The following is a 22,167-nucleotide window of genomic DNA, read 5'->3' on the forward strand; positions in this document are numbered from 1 at the left end:
GCCGTCGTCCGTTCAGGAGCAGATGACACGCAACATACTCACCGGAACACGGCGGAGCGCTTACCGCGCTGCCTGGCGCTGTCTTTGCCTCTGGATAAGGACCGATGCAATCCCGACCAGGAGCGCCGCAGTGATGAAGCTGACGGCAAGCAGCACGCAGAGCACTACGCTTTCTTCGCCTTCAGTGCCAACGGCGCCAAACATACGAAATAATGGCGTGAGTACCGTCCATACGGCGTCGCTTCCGACCCAGCGCGCGAGTGGGTCAATACGCGAAAGACCGATGAACACGAGTGGGGTGAGCAGGACCGCAAGGCCCACGCGCAAGAGACCTTTCATCGCACGTCCACCGTTCCGTAGTAGGGGATATCCGTGCCGGGGATCACCGCTGACGGTTGTGACAGGAGGTAGGCGCTCAGACGGTCAAACTGCGCCTGCGATGGGAGCGTTATACAGCCGTCGCTGATACCCCAGCGGCCGTTCGGATGCAACCGGAAATTGCCGCGCTTCACGCCGTTCACGAAAGTCCAATCATCGATCTTGCCGTCGGCACTGTACAGCGCGAACCAACTCGCCCGATTGCTGTTTGACCACATATCCAGGGCGAGGTCGCGCACGCGCCCAAGCCGCCCACCCGTCTCGCGCTTGATGATGTAATAGCGGCCCTTCGGGATCGGACCGGCGCCGACGACAGCAGTGTCTGCAGGGTTATCGACGTGACTCTTGTTGCCGGAGAAAGCGGCTACTCCGCCAAAACCGCTGCATAGGAGCGTCGAGACCTTCAACCCGTTGAGTGCAAATGTGCATTGTGCTGGCATACCAGACCTTTGAATCTGTGATTGCCGTAAGGTATGACAAATCGCCACTGTTGCGCAATTGCCGAGGCGTAGTCGCTTCGAGAATATGCCGCGTGCATTGATAACCCGCTCTCTGCAAACGGGGCTATGGGACGCTGCCCGTCTCAGACGAAAAAAGAGCCCGCGGTTCCAGAGGAACCCGCGGGCTGATCACAGTACTATCGGGGCCTAGCCGTTGAACGAGAGGCGAAACTGATCGCCGCTCCGAGGAGCGACCCGGCGCGACGCACTGCTCATCCAACGATCCATCTCGGCCGCCCGGTGAGCAATTGTATTGGGCGTTCCCGCCTGCCGCGCTTTCACGCGGGCCGCAAAGTCCGGTGCCATGGAATCCACGCTTGCCACCCAGTCATACATCTTGACGCGCTCCAGGGCTTGCCCTTTTACGCCGAACAGGTGAAGTTTGGAACCGGCCGGCAGGTGCGCTTCCAGGCCTTCAAGGATGGCGAACAGCCCGTGCCCGCGATCGGTCAGGTGCCGCCGACAGACCGAACCCAGACCGATAAGAACCGGCGCCGCAATCCACGGCACCCACCGCTCCCACACTTGGAGCAACAGGTCGATGCTTCGTCGGTAATCGTCAACTTTCCAACCCTGTGCAACGGGTACCGGAATCCGGACAGTGTTCTGCACAACTTCGGCGCTACAACTTGCCGCTAGCTGATCTTGCCAGGCATAGACGACCCGCAGCATCGCTTCGAGCAACGTCGCCGTTGCGTTCACCCGATAGTCGACCGCATCCTGGTTCGCTGCGAGCTCAGGTTCACAGCACATGTCCGGCTGGGCGACCCAGGCCGCCCCTGAACAGGATGCCAGTTCGACGAACTGCTCCATAGTCCAGGGATAGACGCCCGCGATTCCGCTTTGCCGACCCTTTGACTGAAAAAGCTTCATCGCCGAAAAACCCGCGCTATCCAGGGCAAAGTCGGTTTCCGTGAGATCGGTCGCTCGCGAGATACGGAATTGGCCGGTCTGCCGGTTCCAGAAGGCGGACGCCGACACCATCGCCGGGTATCCTTCGTTGAAAGCATGAAAGGCGAGCCGACCGCCGCTATGCGGGATGCCCACCCGAACGAGCAGCCCGTCATCTACATGAGCGTTTTTTTGCAGCACCGGCATGCCGGGCACGCGTGTGCCTCGAGTCATTTGCTACTCCAATGGAAAATGCGGAGCAGCCCCTCGCGGGCGTGCCCCGCAAGGGATGGGAAGAAAAGTACAACGGCTGCGCAGCGATCACGCCCCTACGGGAGCGTGATCCCGTAGGGGTATAAATGCGTGCTAGGAAGACTCCACGACCCGGATATGCTTCATCCAGCTGACGCCTGTGGGAAGACGCCTGATGAGCGCAAGCAGACCTGCGTCGTCGGGATTCCGCGCCTCGATAAATGTGTCGTTAAGAATCGCGGCCTGGAGGTAGAACAGAAAAGCGAGCGCTGCGGTGCCATGTTGCTCGGCTACGGTGCCAAGGGTCTTAACTTCATCCAGAAGCTCACGGACGAAATTCGAAGACAGGCTCGCTCGATGCATCGTCACGATTGCCGCCATCGCCAGATCCGCGGCGGCGCCCAGGTTGTTCTCCGGAATGTCGACGGTTGCGATTGCGCCAGAATCGGCGAGACACCGCATCACGTCGTCAAAAAAATCAGTGCAAGAGTAAGTCATTTGGCCTGCTCCATAAGAGGATTGCCGGGGCAGGCTCCCTGTCCGGGGGCTTGCCCCGGCGGGTGAGTAAAAGATGCGTCAGACGTTAGGTCGGCGCACAGTCGCCGTGACGCGAGTGGCGTCGCGTGCCTGTGGACATCGCTACTTTCAGTCGCCGGTCGAACGGCGACGGGCTTGCGCCAGTTGCGCGTGTCGCTTTGCCTGCAGTGGCGGACAAAGCGGCCGCCGACTGCTGCTCCCAGAACAGGCATGCAATGGCAAGCAACGCGCCAATTGCAGCCGCGGTAGTGATCTGTTTCTTCATGAAGGCACTCCATGCGAAAGGCCCCGACACTCTTTCGAGGTCGAGGCCTTGCGGATCAGGAACAGGTTTTCGGATGCGCGACTGGAAAAACCAGCACGCGACCATCGTTGCAAAGAATGAAGTCGCCCGGCTCACCTCGCGGCTGCTGGATGTCAATCGTCGATACGTGCCTCGACGGCTGAGGCTGGGCCTGCGGTTGAATAGTGCAGGCACACAGCGTCGAACTGCCTGCTGCGAGAAGCAGCATCATCAGGTTGGTCATGGCATGAACTCGGTATGAAAAGGAGAGCCGCTTACGCGGCCCGCGATTCGAGGGGGAGGCTGGCGTGGTGCGTTATCCATTTGCCGCCGACGAGGACGTCACGCAGGAGCGTGCCGTTCAGGACGTAGGTGTGGACAGTGCCCGTGCGCCGCGTGGCAGGACGAACAGAAACGGTGACCGCTCCGGTTCGTGCATACATGTCGTGCTTCAGTTTCATTGCGTTCCTCGTTAAAAAAAGCGAAGGAACGCCCCTGTGGGGAGCGTCCCCACAGGGTTGAAAGAAAAAAGATATTCAGGCGGCAAGCGCCTCCACATCGATAACGGCGTCAGCTTCGGCAACCAGGTCCGGCGTTTGCGAGATGAAAAACTCCCGCTCGTAGCCGCCCTGCCGCAGAACTTCCCGCTTCATGCGCATGAACTGCAGCTTGCGCTGCGGATCAAGCGGACCATCGGACTCGTCGCTGAACAACGTCTGATATGGCTGACCGGCGTTGCTGGCCAGATACAGCGCAATGCCACGGGTCAGACATTCGTTGATCCAGACCTTCTGGCCACCCGACATCACCGTCACTGCCTTGGTGCTGTCGATATCGGCGTCGTGCACGAGGATTTCAAATCCCTCGCGCAGTTCGCCGCTTGCCAGTGCGCGTTGAGTCTGGATCTCGACCGTAAAGCGCATGCCGTAACAGGCAAGCAACAGGTCGTTCACCATCTTCGTCAGCGCCGGCCCCGCATCGTCGATCGTCAGGGCAATCACACCTTCGTTGCCAAGACCCTTCGCAAGCAGCTTCCAGCTGGCGATCTCGTCAGAGATGCGGTTCGCACGCGATTGCGTCGCGTCGAATCCCGCAAGCTCGTTTGCGATCGCCTGCCGCTCGACCTCACGTGTCGCCTGTGAACGGATCAGCGATTCAATCCGCGCATCGGCTGCAGTGATGCCGTCGCGACATTGCGTCAGTTGCCGGTCCAGATCAGCAATGGCAGCGCTCACGTCTTCGGCACCGAGCCGCGCAACTTCTGCGTCGAGCTCGCGCACCTGCAACGACAGGCTGTCCTGCTGGACCTGTCGTCGCTCGCGAACAGCTTTCGCCTCGGCTTCCACGGCGGCCAGTTCTTCACTGGCCTTGCGAACGCCTTCGGTTGCCGCATCGAGTAACGGCTTGCGTGCCGCAAGATCGATAGCCATTTGCAGATCACGCCGCGAAGCGGCAATCTCTGCCGACAGCGTCTTCAGTTCGGCGCGCCGCGTAGCAAGCTGCTGCACTTCGGGCGTCAGACGATCCACTGCTTCGCGGCTCGTGCGAAACGCGACACGAAGGTTGTTGAGCGAAATGCGCTGCTCGGGAACCTTCGCATTGGCTTCACGCGCCTGGGCAAGCAGAGGGCACGTGTCATGCATCGCGTGACCTGCACAGGGAACGGCAGCGATCACGCTAGCCTGCTTTTCCAGAGATTTGAGCAACGACGCCTTCGACTCACCCTCGGACGTGAGCCCGTTGATGCGTGAAGTGGCCGCGGTCAACTCAAGCTGCTTGGCTTCCAGTGCCGCGATGGCCTGCTGCACTGGCTCCACACGCGCCTCAAGGCCCGCCAGACCGGCCTGCGCACTGTCGCGCGCAGCGGCAGCACCCAGGATGGCATCGCGCTGCCCAATCACCGCGTTGTGACCGGCAATCGACTCGCGTAAGGCCGACAGTCGTTGCGTAAAGCGGCGATCGTCAGCCACGCCGTCGTTCACCAGCACCTGCAATGACGAAGCGATCTGACTGCGTCGCCCGGCCAGTTCCCGCAACCGCGCTTGCGCATCCACGTTCGCAGTCTGTTTTGCAACCAGAACTGCGCGCTGATCGCTCAGCGTGACCGACCGCGCGTTGAGTGCCTCCCGGCTCTCCCGAGCCGCGGCGACTGACTGGACATCCGAAGCGATAGCCTGATCAATCTGCACAACACGGTCGCGCTTCGCCCCGAGTGCAACAAGCTGCTGGTGCGTCGCATCGAGCGCACGGCCGAGAACCTTCACGACGTCACCGGCTTTCGCCGCCAGCGTGCGCAGATGGTCGATATGCAGAAGCTCCGCGAGCAGTGCCTTGATTTCGCTCGCACCATAGGACGCGAGTGGTCGGCGGTTCTGCGCGGAGAAGACGCTGGTGAAAAATGACTCCAGCGAGCCGCACACCGATTCGACGCACGCATCGTAGGTGTCGGCTTTTCCGTCTGACACAGTGCCGTTTCCGGTCTGCATCGGTTGCCATGTGCCGCTCGGGTCGCACCATGCAAGGAAATACTCAGCCTTGCCAGTTTTCCCCGGCTTGCGGAACGCAAACGACGAGCGGTAACGGACGCCGCCGTGCTCCCATTCGAACTCCTTGAGCGCGTGCGTCCCGTACAGGTGGTCCCAGTACGAGAATCCGTCGACAGAGAGCTTCGTCGCCCGCGAAGGCATGATCCGGTACGGATGCAGGTTATCCATGATCGTGGATTTCCCCGCACCGTTCGGACCAGTCAACGCGATAAGGCCTGTTGGCAGCGACGCGAGATCCAGTGAGACGCTCTCGCGTTTCATGCCGTCGCGCACACCGATGAAACCCGTCAGGGTCAGCTTTAGTGGGCGCATGAGGCGACCTCCGGATGCGGGGCATCGAAGAGGTAGTCCGACGGCAGCCACGGCACATCGTCGTCATTGGCGTACATGGTGCCGACGACAGGGTCTGACGTGGAGCGCGACGTGGCCGACGCCTGTGCCGCAGCCGCCTTTTCAGCGGCCATCTGCCCGGCGGCAAGCTTCTCTGCCGCCTTTGCTTCAAGCGCGCCTGAGACAGCTTCCTCAACGAGGTCGCAGGCCTGCGCGTAATCGGCGCTTGCCTGCCGCAACAGGGCGTCCCAGTTGTCGCAACCGGTCAGCACACGGAGCTCGCGGGAGCCCCACTGATTTGCATAACCACTCTGGAACGACCAGAGCAGGTTCTGCATCTGCACGTCCGGCACCAGCGCCAGATCAGCGCTCACCGAATCGATGCGTTCTGCGAGTACCAGCCAACGACCTTTCTGGGCGATCACCGCGCCGCGGTTCTCTCCGAAAGGTTGATGGAAAATGCCTGCGCTGAATCCAGCGTGGGCCGTGAGGGCCTTCTGGATCTCGCGAGGCGCACGTGCTGCGGAAAAGTGCCGGACCCATCTGGCGCCGGCGGGATAAAGACCAAACATGAGGACACTCCGGAAAAAACGGCGGAGTGCATCCCCTGGGGGAATGATTCCCCGCCAGGGTTGAAAAGAAAATGGGTGCAGCGAACTGCTATCGATGCGTCAGAGACGCGGGTAAATCCTGTTCCGGTAACACGCGAACGACGTGCTACCGGGACACGACTCGTGTCCCGCGCGGGAGCGCCTTACAGGCCACACCCGCTACGTGGCGGCTATGCCGCAAAAAGATCGTCATTCAGCCAGTCCAGCGTTGAAGGCTCAGTGCCAGCGGGCGCCGACGGCACTGCGGAAGCTGCCGGCGCATCTGCCGCGATGGCACCCACCGCCGGATGCTGCAGCACAGCTGCAAGGGTCTGCGGATCAGACCGCTCATCCGGCTGTGAGTCGATGCGCGCCAGAACATCGGATGCGATCGCCTCCACCTCGGCCGAGACCAGCAGCTGCAAGCGCTCCTGAAGCGGGCCAACATCAACGACAGTCAGTTCGGCCCAGCGCGCGAGTTTTCCCTCAACCGTCGTCTCGAGACTGATGCCCTCGGCACGGCTACGCACGACCGGAAGGACCCGCGATTCGACCTTGAGGCCCGCGGCGCCGGAAAACAGCGCCTTGATGGCTTCGCGATCGACGGCCTGCCGATGCTCCTCGTCGATCTGCCAGCGCACACGCACGAACTTGTCGGCTGCGTCCGCGGCGATTTCAGCAAGGCGCGCCATGTCGGGCGGCCCGTCAAAATCGACACAGACCATCTGACGCGATGGCGTTGCGATGAGCGTTGCGCTCGCTACACCAGGTTGCACGTCCCATGCGAGATAGCCCTTCTCGCCCTCTTCGCCGTAGTGAAACCGGCCGATCGAGCCAGGATACGCGACCAGTCTTCCCTCACGTGCCCACTGCTGCGCCTTGTGGATATGACCGAGCATAAACCCGTCGCATTCGGCCTCGAAGAGCGCCGTGAGCGAGAATTCATGATCGAAGCCCGCCATCACCACGCCATGCTCCGTCGTGCAGCCATTGACGGTGCCGTGCGAGACACCGACCGTAGGGATACCCGCTGCCCGAAGCTGCGTGTTCACGCGGCCTGCCGCCGCCAGATATGCGGCAAGCACATCGCCAAGTTCCGTACCGGCAGCGAGCGCGCCAACACTCGCGGCCAGTTGGCCTTTATTGACCGTCGGAAGACACGTGAACACGATTTCTGGCTTCACGCCGATGAACTGCTTCAACTCGACATCCGAAAAGACCGGACCTGTCGAAGCCCAGAAGCGACCATCGATGAGCGCGACCTGCGAAACGCGGTCGGCAACGTGCACCTGATGAGCACCGCCCATCAACGCAAAGTTGTCGAGCGTGCCCGGAGGTTCGTGAGAGAAGGTGCCTTGCAGCATCAGTACGGGCATCGCGTTAGCAAGCCGGTGCACCTGGGTAGCAAGCGCGTGCAGGGACGGCGCATGAGCGTCCAGCCGATGATCGGTCGAATCGCCGGAAATGAGACCCACCTGTGCGCCACTGGCGATTGCGTCGCCGACAGCAAAACTGAAGCAGCGGTCGGACTCGGCCAGATTGTCCGGCGCGTAATGCAGGTCAGAAAAATGAGCGACTTTCAAATTCGCCTCCGTAAAAAGCACAAAGGCCGCCCGAAGGCAGCCTCATGGATGAACACCCGCGAAGGTGTGAAGAAAGGATGATCAGTTCATGGCGAGCGCATCGCGAACCCGCATCAGCGTGATGCCGAGCAGGTTCTGTCCGCGCCATTGCGACCGGTCAGTCAGTCGCGGGTCGCGCTCGCCCAGGCCAATGCCCCAGATGAGATCGTAGGGGCTGGCTTCGACAAGTTCGGTCGGTGCCGTGGCGAGCAGGATGGACCTGAGCCCCGGGTTCTGCGCGAACTTCTCGCGACATCCCACGAAGACAATCGACTCGCGCTTCGCTTCCCAGATTTGCTGATCAAAGCCGGCCACCTTGCGGCCTATCATTTTCTGGGTCATCGGATCGCGAGTGGCGAGAATCCTTGCAGCCGACTGTTCGTCGCTGAAGAGCTTCGCCTTGGCGAACATCATGAACTGTTCAACGCTCGTGAAAGCAACGTCGTGATAGGTGAAACGGCAGGGATGCCAGTTGCTGAACACATCGTCCGCGCCAAAAAACGCGGTGAAATTGCCGATCTTGCGCACAGGACGACTCCTTGAAAACCAGACAGAAAATGGGCCGCCGGGGCGGGCTCTTTTCGATGCGCAGTTGCGCTGTCGAAAGCATTTGAGCAAACGCGGGCTTGCTGAAATGTTTTCGCAATCGAAACAGGAGAGAAGCAGGAAGGAAACCAGCCCCGAAGGGCTGGCAAGGATTGAAGGTACCTCAGGTCAGTCGAGAAACGTCGGCTGTCTGGCCGCGGCGATCTCGCGATCGAACGCTTCACGGTCAGTCAGGGCCTGCACGAGTCGCTCGTTCATCTGGTCGACGTCCTGCTCGCGCTCGGTCCAGCCGCGCCCGAACCTCGTATGGGCGTAGATGCGGAAGTCCTGTTTGCGATCCTCCGCGCTCAGGCCAAGCCGTTGCAGCAGATCGGACATCCGGTCGCGCTTATCTGCAAGCGTTTCCGTCGGTCCGGCAGTTGCCGGCTGTGCGGCAAGCACGTGTTGCAATAACGGACCGGTGGCCGCCGCATTGCCTGCAGCTGCCGTCGAAGCGGTGGTGACGGTCGCCGCCGCGGCTTCGTTTGCCGTCGCAGCTTCAGTTTCAACAGCTACCGTCGTGCCGACACCTGTGCCGGCCTCCGGGTCGACGGGTGCGTCCATCGCGACACCTTCGGCAACCGCGTTACCGATCGCTGTATCGACGTCGCCGCCGAGCCGCACGACATTGCCGCCCGCTTCGATCAGCGCGACCGCCTGGCTCGCCGCTTCAAGCGCGGAAGGCGCATCGTCCGCAGCGTCGAGCAACGCACCGATATCGATGTCTGCATCGAGTACCGTGAGCATCTGGCTCGCTCTTACTGCCTCGCCGTGCTCGTTGATCCGCGTAATGTCAAACTCACGCTTTGTGATCCAGAATCGCGTGCCTGTGAGTTTGCCCCGAGCAAGCTGCACGGTCTGCATCGCCGAGTAGGCCTTCTGCAGAACGTAGATCGAGTTCGTCGGCAGTTCGATCAGGCCGAGCCCCTTGATGTCCGGCACCGCGAACACGAAGCTCGCAGACAGATTGCAGTGTCGCGCCTGGTACTGCGGGCACTGTTCCGGATCGCAGATGCCGTCCGGAATCGCCTCATCCTGACGACGGATGACGGTGCGTCCGCCGAAGTGCCGGATCACACGTTGCGCACGCGGATCGCGCTCGATCTTTGCATAGGTCATGCAATAGCGGATTCCATCGCGCTCGTACTGGGAGAAGAACTTCCGACCATTCGTGCCGTATACGGTCATCTGGTTCGGCAGGTTCTGCATCCAGTCGTTGAACGCGAACAGCACGGGAAACCGGTAGAGCTTCACGCCGTCGCCGCGGTCTTCACCATAGAGCCGGAGAATTTCGTCGGCCACGTCCGGATTATTGAAGTCCGAGCGTCGGCAGGTGAAATATGCGGTGTTCTTCGGCACGAGCGCGTTTTTCAGATTGCACTTCGACTCGAGCACGGAAGCGATCGTATCGAACGAATCACCTGCTGCGACCATCGTGTTGTACAACTCGACCGCACGCGCGTTGCCACGGGCTTTCGAGGTGAGGACTTTAATGCCCGGACGAATGTGCCCGATGACCGGTGGACGCAACGCGCGCTCTTCAACGACGCTGCGAACAGGGCCATTGACCAGATGGACTACTGCGTTCATGAGGGTTTCCTCGCTAGAAAGAAAATGGCCGTGGTGCGCAACTCGCTGGCTGACTGCTCCAGTTCGTGTGCGGCCGCGTCTCCGCGGCGCTCGGCTATGTGGGAAAGAAAAACGCGTCGATCCGGATCGCTGTACTTCGCAATCTGGGCGACCTCGCAACGCGCCCGCCATGCTGGCGATGCGGTATCTGCAGTGGCGCGCTCCTCGGCAATCGTGTGGTTGATCGCTTCGGCAATGCGCTCATCAAGACGGTCGGGAAGCATTGAAGACCTCCTTCTGGACAGGACAACAGGACGAAAAAAAACGCGTTCCTCGGAATGAGGAACGCGTTTCGGGATTCGATGAAAAATGACCTGAGCGCCACAACCCTTCCGGGGTCGTGGCGCTCAGGGAGCCGAGGGCTCATATACGAGGACGTCAGTCGTCCTCGCGCAGCATGGTCACGCTGCGCAACAGCCCATTTTCGGAAAATGCATTCCGCCGCAGGATCACGGTTCAGTCGACTTCGATCGTTCTACCCAGACGGGCTCTGGAGAGAGAACACCCGATGTCCGGGTCCGAACGATGTCGCGGCGCAAATGAATGCGGCCGGCGACGAGTTTTACGACTGAATGAATGGGGAGCGCGGGCGAGGCGCTCATCAGAAAGAAAATTCCACACCAGTAGCCAACTGGTCGGAGCATGCCTCAGCTGCGGGCACGGCTTGGTACAGAAGATGGACTCCGGGCTGGCCGGGTCATGTCGATGCGTCAGAGACGCGAGAAGTAGAGTCAGTATTGCGCAAAAGTGGGCGCGTATAGCCCCGAAAGGTCGCGAAAACAGCGCAGCTTTTGCCTGGGTCAATGTGTGCTATCGCACGCAGAATTGGAGGTGAGAGAGACCACCCGAAAAATACCATGGCCGCAGTTCCTGATTTCCTCCCGGAGCCAGAGCGCCCGGACAAAGACGTACCCCCAGCCGACAGCCCACCGCTGAGCGGGCTGAAGCCTATTGAGCGCCTGACCAGTGACACGCGTATCGCCCGGATCAATCCGGAATCCGATACAACCACGGTCCTGCGCTATAGCTCGCAGTTTGCCCGCGACTACATCCGCTCCGACTACAACTTCTGCGCGGCAAAGATCGCCGTCGCGCGAGGCGGTAAGGTCCGCGCTCTTGAGAACGCATTGCGGGAAACCGCGGAGTGGCTCCGGAAGACCGATGGCTGGCTCGCGCGTCATGAGCTACGCGCCATTGATATGCCGCACGAAGAGATCGAACTCGTCGTCACGCGCCCGCTCGCCGGGTTGCTGGTTCGCTGCCTCACCCAGTTCGACCGCATCTTCGTCAAATCCCTGGCGGCCGTTGTGATGGGAAAGATCACGCCTGAAGCACGCGCCCGGATGCTTTCGAACGCGGAACGACGGCTGAAGCACATCGTTCAGGTCTGCATGCCTGACAACGACCAGTACGAGTTCGACGGCGAACGCCGGGGCTCCTGAACCGCATCATCCCGTTGTCGACTTCGCCGGCACTTGACCTTGCTGCCGGATGGATACGCTCGCCCCATCACCCTGTTGGAGAGGAAATGGACATCAGAGAAATTCAGGCGCTGCACGCGCAATATACGGCTCAGCCCGTCATCATCGATCTGTCCCGCCATACCGCGGCCATGCCGATGCTGCCCGCACCCGAGCGCTCCTCGAGCCGTTCGCTTTCGGCACAGGCTCTCATGTCGAGAATGCGCAGCGCCGGACGACCCGCATTGCTGGCGCTCGCTATCGCCGCAATCGCCGGTGCAGGCGGCGTAAGCGCCGCCCGGATCTGGCAGGCGATGCACGCGGCGGCTCACGTCCCGCACGACGCGCAGACGCCCGGCCGGCCTGCTCCAGCAGTGGTCCCGCAACCCGCATCCGCTGACATGCCGGTGAACGCCGCGCCACCTCGACCATTGACCTCCGGCGATCTCGACACTGCGATGACGGGCGGACGCACACCGCTTTCTCATGTCGACCCGAAGGCCCTCTCGGCTCCGACGCCAGTCGTGGTTGCGCCAGCGCATGACTCGCAGGCCGCGGTAGTGACGCAGGCGGCCGCTTCGCCTATCAGGGCGACACGTGCAACAGTGCCCGCGGCGCAGACGCCACCGCAAGCGTCAGAACCCGTCGCTACACAGCCCGCCCAGCGCGAGGACCCTGCCGCCGCGCGAGTTGCGGCAAGCACCGCAGCGAGCCCTGCCTCGCAGCCCGAAAGTCCGCAGCCTGCGGCGACGCGTCCCGCGTTGCGTCCCATTCATCACATCAAGCCACATCGTGAAGCTGCTCCTTCAGTGACCCACGACGCTCCCGCAGCGCCACCTGCGCAACCCACCGCACCCGCCACGAAGTCCGGCGATGTTCAATTGTTCTGATGAGGTCCCGGCATGAAATCTCAACCACTTAACGTAACGCTGCTTTCCACGGGACTGTCGATCCACGGAAATGTCATCCTCGACCACGGTCTCAGCAGTTTCGGCATTGTCGATGGCAGTGTCGTCTCGAACTCGGGGCTGCTTCACATCGGCCAGGGCGGAATGGTGAAAGGTCAGGTCGAGGGCGAGCACGTGCGGATTGACGGCACGGTCGAGGGCGACGTACACGCGCGAGGTGTGCTCGAAATCAACGGGCGCGTGAAGGGCAACGTCTACTACTACGGCACGATCCGGCTGGGCCCCCGAGCGTCGCTCGAAGGTCAGATCAAGCGAAAGAGCGATCTGACGATCGAAAACTCGAGCAACGTCCAGCAGCTATCACGTGCGGCCGCCGGCAACGCGTAGCCCCGCCGACGTATTGAAAAGTGGCGCGAACAGCGCCAGACGCGGTAGCGATGCCGCATATTGGAGAGCAGGTAATGAAGGCCAGAACAACGAAAATCGGCGCAGCACTAGTCTTAACGGTTGGCGTAGTTGCTGTAAGTGCATCGACGCTAATCACCTCGCTCAACGAAGGCGCTGCGCTTGCCATCGGAAGCATGGCTACAACTGCCCGCCTTGTTGGCGATACGACGCTGTCAACCGACCTTCAGCGGATGACAGCATCCGATCGCGGGCCCGCACTTTCGCAGCACGGTCTGTCTTCGGAAAGCGCGCTAGCGACGAGGATTGGGAAGACACGCGAAGAAATACACGGCTATCTGGACCGCCAGGAACATATCCGAACTGTGGTGAACTATTCTTACGGATTCGTGTATGCGTCGCTGTTGGTGCTTGCGATTCTGTCCGTTAAAATCGCCATGGTTCCTCGCGACAAAGAGTCCAGCCGTGACGACGCAGCGCATGCGTGACAGTTAGTTCTGGAAGGGGCCAACGATCTCGTCTCCGCGCACAAAGCCTGACAAAACACCGAAGAATGCAACGGGCGCTTCCACAAAAAGCGCCCGTTTTTTTGCTAACCGTCCGATCGAACGCGTCGTCCCTGTTTCCATAGCTACGCCATTCCTAGCGAGCCTCGGATTCGATTACGAATCGTGAGACCGGGCTCTTCCTGATCGTAGCGATGGTGAGTGTGTCCCGGGCCCGCGTCATCGCGACATAGAAAAGCCGGCGCTCTTCCGATTCGGTACTCTTTTCGTCAGGGACGACGCCTTCCTCGGCGCGGGTGATCCACACGTGGTCCCATTCAAGGCCCTTCGAACTGTGCATGGTGGTCAGCACCAGCGCACCCTCCACTGGCTTGTTGTTGTCCCGTTTCAGATACTCGATACGCTCGCCAAACGTCCCCGTCAGGCGCGACAGCACATCGTATGTTGCCTGGATCGCGCGCTTTGCCTGATCGTCCCGGGCGTAAGTCATCATCATTTCAAGTACCCCGTCGAGCGCCAGCGAATAGAACTTGCGTTCCGACATCTGCGTCCACTCCGCGAGCCGTTTCATGAAGGCGCGATACGCGCTCGCCGTGTCCTCCGGCAAGCCGAGGCCGACGAGGTCCTTTTTTGCTCGCTGGACAAGCTCCGCGCCCATGTCCCGGTGCAGTGCACTGAGATGCGTCGAACTCATGCCGGTGTACCCGAGCACCGCGTCCAGCCCATTCTGCTTGCGACCTTCGACGATCAGCAGCAGGTTGCACATCAGCGCGCCCTGAGGCCGGTTGAGCACCGAACTGCCCGAGGCACGGTAGTAAGGCACGTCGTGAGAGCGGCAAACGGCTTCGATCGGGTCGAGAATGCGATTGGTGCGCGCGAGAATCGCGCACGAGTTACCCGCGCCGAGTAGGGGTTGGAGTTGCTCGACTGCGGCCACAGCGTCCGCGTACTCGTCGTCAAAGCGGCGCGTGGCAATAGCGCCCCCGGCGCCGCGTTCGGCCCGTAGCACCTTCGCGACGCGCTCGACGTTGTTCCGGATGACCCGGTCGGCCGCCGACAGGATTTCAGTGCGGCAGCGGTAATTGCTGCCCAGCACGACGCGTTGCGCGCTGAAGGACTCTGCGAAGCTCTCCATGCCGCGGAACCCGAGCGCGGCGCGAAAGCCGTAGATGCTCTGATCATCGTCACCGACGACCGTGACGTTCGCGCCCGCCCTTGCGTGAAGCTCGACCCAACGATATTGCAGCGGGTCCGTATCCTGGAATTCATCAACGAGCAGATCGGTGAACCCGTATGGTTCGATGTCCCCGCTCTCCATACCAGCCACGGACAGTCGCAACATGTCCTGAAAGTCGATCTTGCCGTTGCGCGCGAGTGCTTCCTGGTAGGCGTGGTACAGCTGGGCGTCGGGACTGTGGGCGTCCACTCGTCCAAAGTTGGTCTTGATCCGCTCGATGACCGGAATCACCTCGTCGACCTTCCATTGAAGCCCAAGTTCTGCAAGCACGCGCGCGAGAAGACCTGCGCGGTCCCCATCCGTCGCAATATCGCGTTTGCCCAGCTGCCGGTTAGCGAGCGAATGGAACGTCCCCGCAATCAGACGGCTTCTCGCGCCGGCGCCGGCCAATGCGAGGATCCGGTCGCGCAACTCCACGGCCGCGTCCTTGCTGAACGTCACCGCGCCGACAACTGCGTGCGGATCGGCAAGAAGCAAGGCTGCCTTCGCGGCAATAGTCTTCGTCTTGCCCGCGCCTGGACATGCAATGGCGACACAGTGCCGGCGAAGTTCCGCCACCTCGCGCTGCTGCGGATTGAGCCCATCAAGCATTGAAGGCTCCGGTTAGCGGCCCCGCACCGTCGTCATCAGGCGCAAGTGGGTCATGTAGCCGCGCACACCGACTGGATGGAACTTGCGCAGGAAGCGGGTGGTTTCCTCATCCACGTCAGACTGATCTCGCACGCTGTTCCAGACCAGGAAGTCGAAGTGATCCATCACCTTGTCGAACTTCAGCAGGAGCGAGAGAACGCGCATGGAGAAACGCGAGTAGGCTTCGACCTGGATATCGAGCGAAGGCTTAGTGACCGTCGGCGCGAACACAATGTCGCCCTGCTCCTTCATTCTGGCCTCCGTCTTCTCGCGAAAGCCCGCAGCTACGTTCAGTTGCTCTTCGACGTAGGCTTCAAGCTCGCCGACCTGTTTTTCAAACCAGGCGGTGACGGTACCGAGATCTTCCGTGCCGAAGGTGGATCGCCCGAAGCGCTGCAGGTTGATGCTCATGCGGTTCAGGTACGGCCACCACTGCTCGAACAGCGGTTTGAGACGCGTATGGTTCAGCCGCACGGTGGCCTGCACGACGGCAGCGCCGGACAGTTGCCTGTTCATCAGCTCGCGGCCGATCTCCCGGCGGCGCTGCACGATCGCGACCCGCTCTGCCGGCGAGAGTTCGCGAAACAGCTTTCGCGTACGCGCGACCTGTTCGCGCTTTTCTGCGGCTTCCGACTCGCTGATCATCCCTTCTTTCTGAAGGGTGTTTGCAGCTTCCTCCATCTGCTGGAGTTCGGCCTCGATTTCACCGCCGTCCGCGCCGTCGGTGACCAGGCTCGCCGGTTCGACCGGGGTTGCATCTCCCGCGGCCACGATAACACCCACTGGCCTTTCAACCGGTTCAGTGGCGGCGTCTGGCTTCGATTCTTCGGTGATGGCGCTCATATTTTTGTCCCTTGGTAAGTGCACGCGCCCGCGCGCGGCATGGACTCTATTGTTTGCGCGACAACCGTTGATCACCGGGTAAAACGTGGTCAATTTCTAGCCGCTTTCGCGTCAGCTCATCGTTGGACGGCTTCGTAGAGGCGAACGGGAACGCAGTGTGCACTTTGCATAGCGGCGTTCAAAGGGGGCCCGCGAGATGGGAGGGAATTCGTGGTCGGCGCGTAACCGAATGACGAGTGCGAAAGCGAAGGCGGGTCGAGACAGGAATTGATGGGCGCAAAAAAACGTTTCGGACGAGCCGGCTCACGGTCTTAACTGGGAAAGCTACAGGAAATCGTATAGCTTTCCCCGGTCGTTCTACTGATACGACGAGGCCGCTTTCCACAAAAGCGCGCCCAGGATCGCGGCGACCGCAATCCAGCACTGGGCGTAGATGGGAACGGGCAGGACGAGTACGGCGAACGAAACGCCGAATACGAGCAGGATGCCATGCCCGGCCAGATGGAACGACAGCGGGCTCGCGAAGCCCGCGGCCGATGCCTTGATCTTGCGACGGACCGTACCGTCGACGAAGGCAGCGACGCAAAAGACGAGCGTCCCCAGAATGAACAGCTTCATCACGGTCGCGCGATACACCACGCGGTAGATCTCCAGCCAGAAGTTGTGCACCCAGGCCTGCGCGAGGTCTGACATGCCACCATCGCTGATTTCTCCGCTGCCGGCGGCGTTCATAGTGGATCGCACGAGACCGCTTTGCACAAACCAGAGCCTGAACCGGGCGTTAGTCAGCGCCACAGCCTCGTCAGCCCGGTCGGCTCCTACTATCGCGACGACGGAATTCACCTCTTCGTCCTTGATCGAAAACCATGAACGGTCCGGTATCGCGGGCATGACCAGTACCGCTATGAGCGGCACGAAAAAGAACCACCACTTTATGTGGGATACAAAGCGGCTACTGGCCATAGGTGTGGACACCCCATTCCAGCAGGTTCGTGACGATCCTCGCGAGAATGTAAATCGGAAACGCGACGAGCCCGCTTAGCCCCAGCCAGAAATGCAGGGGCCGGCGCGTGACGAAGAGGGCCAGCGCGTACACCATCGCGCCACTGCCCCTCGAAAATTCAGCGGGCCTCGGCGCGTCGACCTCGTCCTGTGCCCTTGCGGTGGACATGGCGCGCCGCGCGACGTCCGGTTCAACCCGCGACAGCTTCGCTATCAGGAAAAGTGTGGGCGACATCATAGTCCTCGAAATAGAGCCTGAAATGCTCGCCGGTCAGTGCGCGAGCAGCTAGCTGGAAGGCAGCCGAGCGATGCGTGATGGACTCGGGGCATTGCTCGTCGACCATTTCGGTGCCGAGCGCGACATGCCGCGCCTCAAACTCTGTGACCGGCTCAAGCATCGGCGGCCATACGTGATAGCGCTCGCCGTCGCGGGCGACGTACCGGCGTGCGTAAAGCAGATGCGCGCCCGCGAACAGACCCTGCATGAATGCAATATGCGGATTCCCGGTCTTTCGCGTCCGTTTGTACGCCGCGAGGCCACTGTCGAGCATCTCCTTGACGAGCGGCTCTGACTCGCCAATGAACTTCTCCCCGATGAAATCGGCCACACGTGCGCAGGCGAGCTCAAGCTCCGGCGCCACCGTGAATACCGGCACGAGACGGGACGACAGCTTGTAGTCGCGGATGATTTTTTTAAATACGGCAGACATGCGTTTGGTTAGCCTTGAAGGATTGGAATACGTCCCTGATACACAGCTGCGCCCGAGATGCGCATGAAGTACTGCAGGTTCGGAAGTTTATGTATCAGGCCAGTGGGAATCAGAGGAGCCTTCTCCAGTTGTAGCGAACGGGAAACCCCGCCGGTGAATTCACCAATGTGGGCCTCACTGCCGGTGCTCGTGCTGCCAGTGATCGTCATGTTGCGAATAGCGGTTTCACCGACCTTGTCAGAGAACCACTGCGCCGTATCACTGTCCTCCAAGCGTAGAATGATCTGGTTGTTCAGATTGCCCAAAACCTGCAGCATCTTGGCCGCATTTCCAAGGCGAGCCTCCAGGTCCGCGCGTGCCTGAAAGGCGACGAACGCCTTGAAGCCGGCGCCCCGCCCCTTGTTCAATATCTGGATCACCTGTTCGTTGATCGCCTCCGCGATTTCATCGATGATGAGCACCACTTCCGGTGGCGAATCGTAGAAGTTATAGATTGAGCCGCACACTGCCGCCACGTCGGACAGGATCATCGATGCGATTGCCTTCTGCACGATGTTGTTCGACAGCGAATCCAGGCCCATATAGAGGACGGCCTTCTGCTTGATGATCTTGTCGATATCCCAGATCTCGCGCTCGTCGTCGAAGTCGTCGGCCTTCGGCGCGAGCATCAATCCCGTCTCGCCGGTGGCGAGCATCTGCAGCAGAGGAAGGGCCGACGCAATGATGCGCATGTAGTGCTCGCGGTCGTGCACGTGCGTCGCGATCAATCCGTCGATCGCTTCATGACCGCGCTCGTGCGCCGCAAACCGCGCGGTGTACAACGCGATCATCGCGTCGATCGGCCCAGCGCCGTTGTTGCGCGCGCCCTGGCGAGTCGTTTCCGTTGCGACCTGCTCTTCCCAGTCCGATAGCCCCTGCTCCACGAAAAAGCGCCTCAGGCTTTTCTCAAGCAGTGTGGTGATCCCCGACTGCGCATACTTCAGGATGGAGCGCAAAGTCGGCTTGTCGCCGATGTACAGTTCGCCCTTCACGGCCCGGTCGATGAACAGGAACGCAAAATCGCGGAATGGCCCCTCCTCCATCAATTGCGCGATCCGGCTCGGAATTTCCGATGGCTGCGACCAGTTCTCGATCGGATTCAGGCGGATCGACTCGGACGGCTTGGCCTGGTTGAAGTACAGAAACTTACGGCCGGACCGCGCGCACTCCTTCTCGACCCGGCGCTTCCACTCGGCGTCGTTCTTCGGATCTACGATGATCAGCACGTCGCCCAGGTGAATGACCTGCGTGGAGATCACCTCGTATGTGCGCGTCTTGCCGGCACCGGTCGTGCCGCCCACCAGGGTGTGGCCGCCCATCGCCTTGTAGTGGAACGGAACGAGCGCCTTCTTCGGTTCCATGCCGTGTATCCACGAAGAACCCTGAGGCATGACATCGCGAATACTGTCTTTGGGAGCGAAGATGCCCTCGATCGCTTCCTCAATCCTGCGACCCGTCTTCGTCTTGTTCAGCCACTTGGGCAGGCCCGGTATGTCAGTCGTCGGCATGCGCAGGATGTCGTGCGCGATCTGGCAATGCTTCTGGGTCCATTCGTAGCCGATGCCCAGGTACATTGAGTTCGCCTCTTCGCGCATGCGCTTCTGGACCTGCAGCAGCCTGGGCACCTGCAGCGTAGTGAGCCACTTGGTCGAAATCGCCATACGGAACTTGAGCGCGCTCCAGATCTGCAGGGATCGCACCAGCAGGAACGAGAGACCCACGAGCATGAATGCCCACGCGTACGGCATGCCGGAGATCGGCAGTAAAACGCACGCAGCGAGCCAGAAGACAGCCGCGCGGAACTCGTATATCGGCCGGAAATGATTGATGTAACTGGTCACGCCGGTCGCTCCAGAATTAGCTGCCCTGCCCGTGGCGCGAGCGTAATGTCCGTAGAGCCATCCGCAACCATCAGACTTCGTTTGCGCATGTGCTCAACGAGCGTGCTGGACGCCAGCCCGTAACTACCAATAAGGCGCTTGCCAATCACCAGGCCCTTGTCGTTCCACTCGACCTTCGCTGAGCCCGCGATGACGTCCTCCCGCAGTGCGACGAACAGTTCGCGCACGGAGTTGGGCAGGCCCTTGAGCACGTCGTCAAACCCCACTGGCGCTTCAGGCTTTTCGCGCGTGTCCGCTCGAGGAGTCGCGCGCATTCCGGTTGGGTCGACCGGCGTCTGATCCGGTGCGGTGGCCGGGCTCGGCTCTCCCGTGATACCGATGGCTTCATGCAACGACTGCGCCCGCGCCGTGGAAGAAGCGGCCATGCGCTCAGGCGACGTGACTGCCGATCGGGCTGGAGATGCGCCTTCCGCCGCCTGCATCGGAGTTGGCGCGGCGGCCGCCTCGGACGGCGAAGGCGACGCAGACGGCTCCTCGACTGTCGGGGCTACCGCTGCTGGCGTCTCCGGAGCACCTTGCGCTACTGAGGTGGCGACTGACGGCGACGGGGACGGTGAAGCGGGCGTGGGCGCTGGCGCGACAACGGGCTGCAGCTCGGCAGCAACCTGTACGGCCGACGGAACGGTATAGTTCACCGGCGCGAACACGCCGCGCTGCGCCTTCCTGTCCGACTCGTCCGCAACGTTGACGGCCTCACGCACCACCTTGTGCAAAAGCGTCTCGATGCCTTGCGGCTGTGGAACTGGATTGATCGCGCCGAACGTCTCCGCGAGCACTTCGCCATCGAGCCCTGCAAGCAGCTGTGAACCGATCAGCACCTGCGCAAGCATGCCCGTGCGCATCCGCTCGACAGGCAACGGAGCCGGCCGGACCACGACCCGGTAAGGCGAACTTCCAAGCCACGGCTCAAGCGCGCCGTGAACAGACGGATTCCACTCGACCCGGTCAGTGTCGCGCAGGATCTGGAAATACCGGTAAGGCTCATCCAGCCTTGAACACGTTGCGCAGAGGAATACCGCGTAGTTGTACTGCGGCTCGATCCGCCTGCGCTGCTCCGAAGGCAGGTTCGTACCGAATTTCCGCCCGCTGGCAAGCCGCATCGCGAAGAAAGCCGTTTCGATGGTGCAGCGAAACGCCCCGCCGACGTCCTTGTAAAGCTGCGGGCTGAGCGGGAGCGTGGAGAACCACGCCGCACAGCCGCGCAGTACCGAGAGCCATTTGCGGTCGAACTCAGCTCTGTTCGGCTCGTTGGCGCACTGCGTGATCAGGTCAATACGACGCTGGTGCTGTTCCAGCAGTGCTGCCGCGCCGGTTGCCGTGGGCCCGCTCATGGCATCAACCCTCCGGTAAGCGTCCGGCCGACCTTGCCGACCATCGCGCCGCTCGCGTTCGCGCCACCGCCAAACATACCCGCGATCTTTGGAATCTCGAACGACACCAGGAACACGAAGATGGCGAGGTCGAACACGTAGCCACTTGCCCCTGTGGTCGTCAAGCCTTTACCGGCGGCATCCTGAACCGCCTCAATCAGGCTATGGGTCACGAGGCGCATCAGGATCGCGGCAACGACGACGTACATGCCGGCGCTGATCATGAAGTCGAGCCACGTCTTGAAGTAGCCCCGCGTGAAAGACGAGAAGCCCAGGGCGAACGCGATCTGCCCCATGACAACGCCGCACGCGAACTGCAGCTGGCCGAGGTTGATAAAGAAAACGAACACGACGGCGGTAACAGACAGGACAAGCCATGCGAACAGCAGCGGCACCACCGCGATAAGCACCCCGAAAATCGCGGTCCATCCGGCGCCGGAAAACGCCTTCACGACCGCATCGAGAATCTGCCCCGCCGCATTCCCAATGATACTGAGCGAGCTCGACATGTCGGCACCGCTGATGGTGTTCGCCAGCGTGAGGAACCATTTATAGAAGCCCGGTCCGAACTGGGCGAACTCAATATAAAACGAAGCGAAAATCCCGAGAATGCCGACCTCTTCGAAGACTGCCAGCCAGGCCATAACCGGGTCTTTCGTCGCTGCAAAGCGAACCGCGGCCAGCACGAGCGTGATAACGCCGAGTCCACCTGCGAACTTGTCCGCCTCCGGCTTGATCTGCTCGCTGATTGTCACGGCTGTGTTCATCACCGACGAGAACAGCGCTGTGATCCGGTCCATCGCCTGCTTGCTGCCTGCTGCAAACTCCCCGGGCTTGACATACGAACTCGCATTTGTCGTGGCGGTGCTGCCGGATGAATTGCCCGGTACGATCGTGCCGTCGGGCAATACCTGCGGATCATCGGCGAATGCCGCTGCCGGCGCAGCGAGCAAAAGCAGAGGAAGCAGTACGGCGGCCAGAATGCGCCTGAGTCTTATCCACATCGTCGAGCC

The 22,167-nt window shown here is 61.2% G+C and carries 25 protein-coding genes; 5 read left to right on the plus strand and 20 right to left on the minus strand.

Going from position 1 to position 22,167, the window contains the following annotated elements; translation table 11 throughout:
- Positions 1-60: 60 nt before the first annotated feature.
- The 5 genes from OH764_RS36710 to OH764_RS36730 all read right to left on the minus strand — a co-directional run bounded on the left by OH764_RS36710 (position 61) and on the right by OH764_RS36730 (position 2,823).
- Complete coding sequence (locus tag OH764_RS36710) at positions 61-339, minus strand: hypothetical protein (protein WP_408422727.1); 279 nt, start codon at positions 337-339, stop codon at positions 61-63.
- Positions 336-818: a DUF2778 domain-containing protein gene (locus tag OH764_RS36715; RefSeq protein ID WP_408422725.1), complete on the minus strand. Its 483-nt coding sequence runs from the start codon at positions 816-818 to the stop codon at positions 336-338. Before OH764_RS36715 ends, OH764_RS36710 begins: the two co-directional genes overlap by 4 nt.
- Before the next feature lie 207 nt (positions 819-1,025).
- Positions 1,026-2,003 carry a deazapurine DNA modification protein DpdA family protein gene (locus OH764_RS36720; RefSeq protein WP_498851859.1) on the minus strand — a complete coding sequence of 326 codons (978 nt, stop codon included), beginning with the start codon at positions 2,001-2,003 and terminating at the stop codon, positions 1,026-1,028.
- Positions 2,004-2,135: 132 nt separating this feature from the next.
- Positions 2,136-2,519 carry a hypothetical protein gene (locus OH764_RS36725; protein WP_498851860.1) on the minus strand — a complete coding sequence of 128 codons (384 nt, stop codon included), beginning with the start codon at positions 2,517-2,519 and terminating at the stop codon, positions 2,136-2,138.
- A gap of 85 nt (positions 2,520-2,604) precedes the next feature.
- Positions 2,605-2,823, minus strand: coding sequence for a hypothetical protein (locus OH764_RS36730; protein WP_498851861.1), 219 nt, complete (start codon positions 2,821-2,823; stop codon positions 2,605-2,607).
- A gap of 73 nt (positions 2,824-2,896) precedes the next feature.
- Here OH764_RS36730 and OH764_RS36735 point away from each other — a divergent pair, with 73 nt between their 5' ends.
- On the plus strand, positions 2,897-3,103 hold the full coding sequence (locus OH764_RS36735; RefSeq protein ID WP_498851862.1) for a hypothetical protein: 207 nt from the start codon (positions 2,897-2,899) through the stop codon (positions 3,101-3,103).
- Positions 3,104-3,116: 13 nt separating this feature from the next.
- On the opposite strand, the gene OH764_RS36740 is transcribed toward OH764_RS36735, so the two are convergent.
- The 7 genes from OH764_RS36740 to OH764_RS36770 form a co-directional block, all read right to left on the minus strand.
- A complete protein-coding gene (locus OH764_RS36740) occupies positions 3,117-3,302 on the minus strand; it encodes a hypothetical protein (protein ID WP_498851863.1) in 186 nt (61 codons plus the stop codon).
- A 75-nt stretch (positions 3,303-3,377) separates the two neighbouring features.
- Positions 3,378-5,699: an SMC family ATPase gene (locus tag OH764_RS36745; protein WP_498851864.1), complete on the minus strand. Its 2,322-nt coding sequence runs from the start codon at positions 5,697-5,699 to the stop codon at positions 3,378-3,380.
- Entirely contained in the window at positions 5,687-6,289 is a 603-nt protein-coding gene (locus OH764_RS36750) for a hypothetical protein (RefSeq protein ID WP_498851865.1), read from the minus strand. Before OH764_RS36750 ends, OH764_RS36745 begins: the two co-directional genes overlap by 13 nt.
- 209 nt (positions 6,290-6,498) lie before the next feature.
- Positions 6,499-7,890: a metallophosphoesterase family protein gene (locus tag OH764_RS36755; RefSeq protein ID WP_498851866.1), complete on the minus strand. Its 1,392-nt coding sequence runs from the start codon at positions 7,888-7,890 to the stop codon at positions 6,499-6,501.
- 81 nt (positions 7,891-7,971) lie between these two features.
- Positions 7,972-8,457 carry an NADAR family protein gene (ybiA, locus tag OH764_RS36760; protein ID WP_498851867.1) on the minus strand — a complete coding sequence of 162 codons (486 nt, stop codon included), beginning with the start codon at positions 8,455-8,457 and terminating at the stop codon, positions 7,972-7,974.
- A gap of 186 nt (positions 8,458-8,643) precedes the next feature.
- Positions 8,644-10,104 carry a recombination directionality factor gene (locus OH764_RS36765; protein ID WP_498851868.1) on the minus strand — a complete coding sequence of 487 codons (1,461 nt, stop codon included), beginning with the start codon at positions 10,102-10,104 and terminating at the stop codon, positions 8,644-8,646.
- Positions 10,101-10,367 (minus strand): DUF7696 family protein, encoded by a 267-nt coding sequence (locus tag OH764_RS36770; RefSeq protein WP_114158379.1) that lies wholly within the window; start codon positions 10,365-10,367, stop codon positions 10,101-10,103. Before OH764_RS36770 ends, OH764_RS36765 begins: the two co-directional genes overlap by 4 nt.
- Positions 10,368-11,000: 633 nt before the next feature.
- Here OH764_RS36770 and OH764_RS36775 point away from each other — a divergent pair.
- The 4 genes from OH764_RS36775 (at position 11,001) to OH764_RS36790 (ending at position 13,404) form a co-directional block, all read left to right on the plus strand.
- Positions 11,001-11,585, plus strand: coding sequence for a DUF1845 domain-containing protein (locus OH764_RS36775; protein ID WP_498851869.1), 585 nt, complete (start codon positions 11,001-11,003; stop codon positions 11,583-11,585).
- 86 nt (positions 11,586-11,671) lie between these two features.
- Complete coding sequence (locus OH764_RS36780) at positions 11,672-12,493, plus strand: hypothetical protein (RefSeq protein WP_498851870.1); 822 nt, start codon at positions 11,672-11,674, stop codon at positions 12,491-12,493.
- Between the two features lie 12 nt (positions 12,494-12,505).
- Entirely contained in the window at positions 12,506-12,898 is a 393-nt protein-coding gene (locus OH764_RS36785; protein WP_498851871.1) for a bactofilin family protein, read from the plus strand.
- Between the two features lie 74 nt (positions 12,899-12,972).
- On the plus strand, positions 12,973-13,404 hold the full coding sequence (locus OH764_RS36790) for a hypothetical protein (RefSeq protein WP_498851872.1): 432 nt from the start codon (positions 12,973-12,975) through the stop codon (positions 13,402-13,404).
- A 154-nt stretch (positions 13,405-13,558) separates the two neighbouring features.
- Here the strand turns inward: OH764_RS36790 and OH764_RS36795 are convergent, their stop codons facing one another.
- The 8 genes from OH764_RS36795 to OH764_RS36830 form a co-directional block, all read right to left on the minus strand.
- The gene (locus tag OH764_RS36795; protein WP_498851873.1) at positions 13,559-15,250 is read right to left on the minus strand and encodes an ATP-dependent helicase; all 1,692 of its coding nucleotides are present in this window, start codon (positions 15,248-15,250) and stop codon (positions 13,559-13,561) included.
- A 12-nt stretch (positions 15,251-15,262) separates the two neighbouring features.
- Positions 15,263-16,132, minus strand: coding sequence for an ATPase (locus OH764_RS36800; protein WP_498851874.1), 870 nt, complete (start codon positions 16,130-16,132; stop codon positions 15,263-15,265).
- Between the two features lie 357 nt (positions 16,133-16,489).
- Positions 16,490-17,095, minus strand: a complete 606-nt coding sequence (locus OH764_RS36805; protein WP_498852035.1) for an IncC plasmid conjugative DNA transfer DtrJ family protein — start codon at positions 17,093-17,095, stop codon at positions 16,490-16,492.
- A complete protein-coding gene (locus OH764_RS36810) occupies positions 17,085-17,303 on the minus strand; it encodes a hypothetical protein (RefSeq protein WP_020071145.1) in 219 nt (72 codons plus the stop codon). Before OH764_RS36810 ends, OH764_RS36805 begins: the two co-directional genes overlap by 11 nt.
- Positions 17,304-17,325: 22 nt before the next feature.
- A complete protein-coding gene (locus tag OH764_RS36815; protein WP_315697735.1) occupies positions 17,326-17,844 on the minus strand; it encodes a hypothetical protein in 519 nt (172 codons plus the stop codon).
- Between the two features lie 8 nt (positions 17,845-17,852).
- A complete protein-coding gene (gene traD / locus OH764_RS36820; protein ID WP_454830616.1) occupies positions 17,853-19,724 on the minus strand; it encodes a conjugative transfer system coupling protein TraD in 1,872 nt (623 codons plus the stop codon).
- Positions 19,721-21,115, minus strand: coding sequence for a TraI domain-containing protein (locus tag OH764_RS36825; protein ID WP_498851875.1), 1,395 nt, complete (start codon positions 21,113-21,115; stop codon positions 19,721-19,723). Before OH764_RS36825 ends, traD begins: the two co-directional genes overlap by 4 nt.
- The gene (locus tag OH764_RS36830) at positions 21,112-22,158 is read right to left on the minus strand and encodes a TrbL/VirB6 family protein (RefSeq protein WP_498851876.1); all 1,047 of its coding nucleotides are present in this window, start codon (positions 22,156-22,158) and stop codon (positions 21,112-21,114) included. The genes OH764_RS36825 and OH764_RS36830 overlap by 4 nt, the downstream gene beginning before the upstream one ends.
- Positions 22,159-22,167 lie beyond the last annotated feature (9 nt).

It is taken from the genome of Burkholderia sp. M6-3 (assembly GCF_050858985.1).
Lineage (GTDB): Bacteria > Pseudomonadota > Gammaproteobacteria > Burkholderiales > Burkholderiaceae > Paraburkholderia > Paraburkholderia caledonica.